Raw genomic sequence first — 3,357 nt, forward strand, 5'->3', positions numbered from 1 at the left:
TCGAGGCCGCTGCGCCCGCAGCGGCGGTACTGCATCAGCTCGTAGCGGTCGGAACGGGCCTGGTAGTCATCCACGTGGAACGTCATGGGACCCATACTTCCGGACGCGCACGTGTGCCGTTCAGGCCCCCACGCCGCCCTCACCCGCGTGGTAGACGGTCAGCGGCATATGGCTGGTTTCCATCGAGGCCTTGAAAGCGTCGCCCGGGCGGGCGAGACTCACCAGCAGGGCACCGGCCTGATCACCCACTGCAACGGAGCAGGAGGACTGTTTCATGACCCGGATCACCGTGACCGTCGACGGGGTGGAGTACTCCGACGACGTGGAACCCCGAACGCTGCTGGTCTACTACCTGAGGGAGAACCTCGGGAAGACAGGCACGGTCGTCGGCTGCGACACGAGCAACTGCGGCGCCTGCACGGTCCATCTCGACGGGCGGAGCGTCAAGTCGTGCAACATGCTTGCCGTACAGGCCGACGGACACGAGGTCACGACGGTCGAGGGGCTTGCATCGGGGGGCCAGCTCCACCCGATGCAGCAGGCTTTCCACGAGTGCCACGCGCTGCAGTGCGGCTACTGCACGCCGGGCATGATCATGCAGGCGTGTGACCTGCTCAAGGACAACCCGGACCCCAGCGAGCAGGAGATCCGCGAGGGACTTGAGGGCAACCTCTGCCGGTGCACCGGCTACCACAACATCGTCCGGGCGGTGCAGCAGGCTGCGTCCGCGATGCGGGAGAGCTCCCACGTTCCGACCGACAGCGCCGTCCCTGCCGCCGGCTCGACAGCGCCCGAGCCTGCCGCCGCCGGCGTCGGTGCGGGCGGGCCGGAGATCCCGCCGGGCGAGGGCGCATCCGTTAGTGCCTCTGCCGGATCGACGGGCGAGGGGGTGTCGGCATGACCGTGACGGAGAACCAGGCACCGGCCCAGGCAGAGGTCGGCAAGGCGCGTCGGCGCAAGGAGGACCAGCGGCTCATCACGGGTCGTACCCGGTGGACCGACAACCTGCAGGTCCCCGGCATGCTCCACATGGCGATGGTCCGCAGCCCGTTCGCCCACGCGCGGATCACGTCCATCGACGTCAAGTCGGCCCGGAAGGCCCGCAACGTGGTCGCGGTCATCACCGGGCAGGACATCAAGGACGAACAGGGTGGGCTGCCGAATGCATGGCCGATCACTCCCGACCAGGTGGCGCCGGCTCACCCGCCGGTCGCGGTCGACGAGGTCCACTTCGCGGGCGAGATCGTGGCCGTGGTCGTGGCGCGCTCGGCGGCGGAGGCCCGTGACGCGGCCGAGCTGGTGGACGTCGACTACGAGGAGCTGCCTGCGGCCCTCGACCTCAAGGAGGCGGCGGCGGACACCGTGCTCGCCCACCCCGACCTCGGCACGAACAAGTCTGCCTACTGGGTCTTCGACTCGAAGGAGGCGGGCACGGGGGCCGACGTCGAGGACGCCATCCGCGAGGCTCGCGAGGGCGGCGTGCTCATCGAGCGGGAGTACCGCCAGCAGCGGCTGATCCCGGCCTTCATGGAGCCGCGCTCGGTGCTCGTCGACCCCACCGGTGAGCAGATCACCATGTGGACGGCGACCCAGATCCCGCACATCCTGCGGTTCCTCCTCGCTGCGGTCCTCGGTGTGCCGGAGTCGAAGATCCGGGTCATCGCGCCGGACGTCGGCGGCGGCTTCGGCGGCAAGCTGCAGACGACGCCGGAGGAGTTCATCGCCATGGTGCTGGCGCGGCGGCTCGGCAAGCCGGTGAAGTGGACCGAGACCCGTTCCGAGTCGCTCCTGTCGGCGCACCACGGGCGCGACCAGTGGCAGAAGCTGACCCTCGCGGCGACCAAGGACGGGGCGGTGACCGGGCTCAAGGTCGAGCTGCTCGCCGACCTCGGCGCGTATGTCGCGCTCATGGGCGGTGGGGTGCCGGTGCTCGGCGCGTTCATGTACAACGCGATCTACAAGTTCCCCGCCTACCACTTCGCCTGCCAGACGGTCCTGACGAACAAGACCTGGACGGACGCCTACCGCGGGGCGGGGCGGCCGGAGGCGACCTTCGCGATCGAGCGGATCATGGACGAGCTCGCTGCCGAGCTGGACATGGACCCGCTCGAGGTGCGCGAGAAGAACTGGATCAAGCACGAGGAGTTCCCCTTCACCACGGTCGCCGGGATGGAGTACGACTCGGGCAACTACGAGGCCGCCACGTCCCGCGCGAAGGAGCTCTTCGACTACGACGGCCTCCGTCGCGAGCAGGCCGAGCGGCGTGAGCGCCGGGACCCTGTGCAGCTCGGCATCGGGGTCTCGACCTTCACCGAGATGTGCGGACTCGCACCGTCCCGGGTCCTCGGCTCGCTCGACTACGGCGCGGGCGGGTGGGAGCACGCGTCGGTCCGGATGCTGCCGACCGGCAAGGTCGAGGTCCTCACCGGCACGTCGCCCCACGGCCAGGGCCACGAGACGGCGTGGAGCCAGATCGTCGCCGACCGGCTCGGGGTCCCGTTCGAGGACATCGAGGTCCTCCACGGCGACACCCAGATCGCGCACAAGGGCCTCGACACCTACGGCTCGCGGTCCCTCGTCGTCGGCGGAGAGGCGGTGGTCCGGGCGGCCGACAAGGTCATCGAGAAGGCGAAGCCGGTCGCTGCCCACCTGCTCGAGGCCAGCACCGACGACCTCGAGTTCGCCGCGGGCCGCTTCACCGTCAAGGGCACAGACAAGGGGCTGACGATCCAGGAGATCGCCCTCGCCTCCTTCGCGGCGCACAACCTGCCCGACGGCATCGAGCCCGGTCTGGATTCGGACGCGACGTTCGACCCGGTCAACTTCTCGTTCCCGCACGGCACCCACCTCTGCGCCATGGAGATCGACACCGAGACGGGTGAGGCGCGAATGCGCACGTACGTCTGCGTCGACGACGTCGGGGTCATCGTCAACCCGCTGCTCGTCGAGGGCCAGATCCACGGCGGGCTCGTCCAGGGCATCGCCCAGGCGCTGTGGGAGGGGGCCACCTACGACGAGCAGGGCACCCTCGTGACCGGGTCGTTCGTCGACTACACCCTCCCCACGGCGGCCGACACGATCAGCTTCATCACCGAGAACACCACGTCCCCCTCGACGACGAACTCCTTGGGCACCAAGGGAGTCGGCGAGGCCGGCACGATCGCCTCGACGCCAGCCGTGGTCAACGCGATCGTCGACGCGCTCCGCCCGATGGGGATCCACGACGTCGAGATGCCGTGCACGCCCGAGCGCGTCTGGCGTGCCATCCAGAACGCCTCGCGCGGGTCGGTCGACGACACGCAGCGCGACACGGCACCGCACTTCGGCGCCGACCAGCCCAACCAAGACTCGTCCACG

2 protein-coding genes and 1 pseudogene are annotated in these 3,357 nt (G+C 69.5%); 2 read left to right on the plus strand and 1 reads right to left on the minus strand.

The genetic code is table 11. The features are described 5' to 3' along the window. Positions 1–120: 120 nt before the first annotated feature. Positions 121–276 carry a hypothetical protein gene (locus ACTHJJ_RS04090; RefSeq protein ID WP_440301662.1) on the minus strand — a complete coding sequence of 52 codons (156 nt, stop codon included), beginning with the start codon at positions 274–276 and terminating at the stop codon, positions 121–123. Here ACTHJJ_RS04090 and ACTHJJ_RS04095 point away from each other — a divergent pair. Together ACTHJJ_RS04095 and ACTHJJ_RS04100 are read left to right on the plus strand one after the other, a co-directional pair. Continuing rightward, positions 275–730: pseudogene (locus ACTHJJ_RS04095) on the plus strand ((2Fe-2S)-binding protein); the annotation flags it as partial. The gene ACTHJJ_RS04090 and the pseudogene ACTHJJ_RS04095 overlap by 2 nt on opposite strands. A gap of 167 nt (positions 731–897) precedes the next feature. After that, positions 898–3,357, plus strand: a 2,460-nt coding sequence (locus ACTHJJ_RS04100; RefSeq protein WP_440301663.1) for a xanthine dehydrogenase family protein molybdopterin-binding subunit, incomplete at its 3' end; no start/stop codon positions are given.

The organism is Intrasporangium sp., assembly GCF_051961875.1.
Taxonomy (GTDB): domain Bacteria; phylum Actinomycetota; class Actinomycetes; order Actinomycetales; family Dermatophilaceae; genus Intrasporangium_A.

Coding starts and splice junctions, on each gene's coding strand:
- ACTHJJ_RS04090 (WP_440301662.1), bottom strand. CDS start 276: ATGAAACAGTCCTCCTGCTCCGTTGCAGTGGGTGATCAGGCCGGTGCC.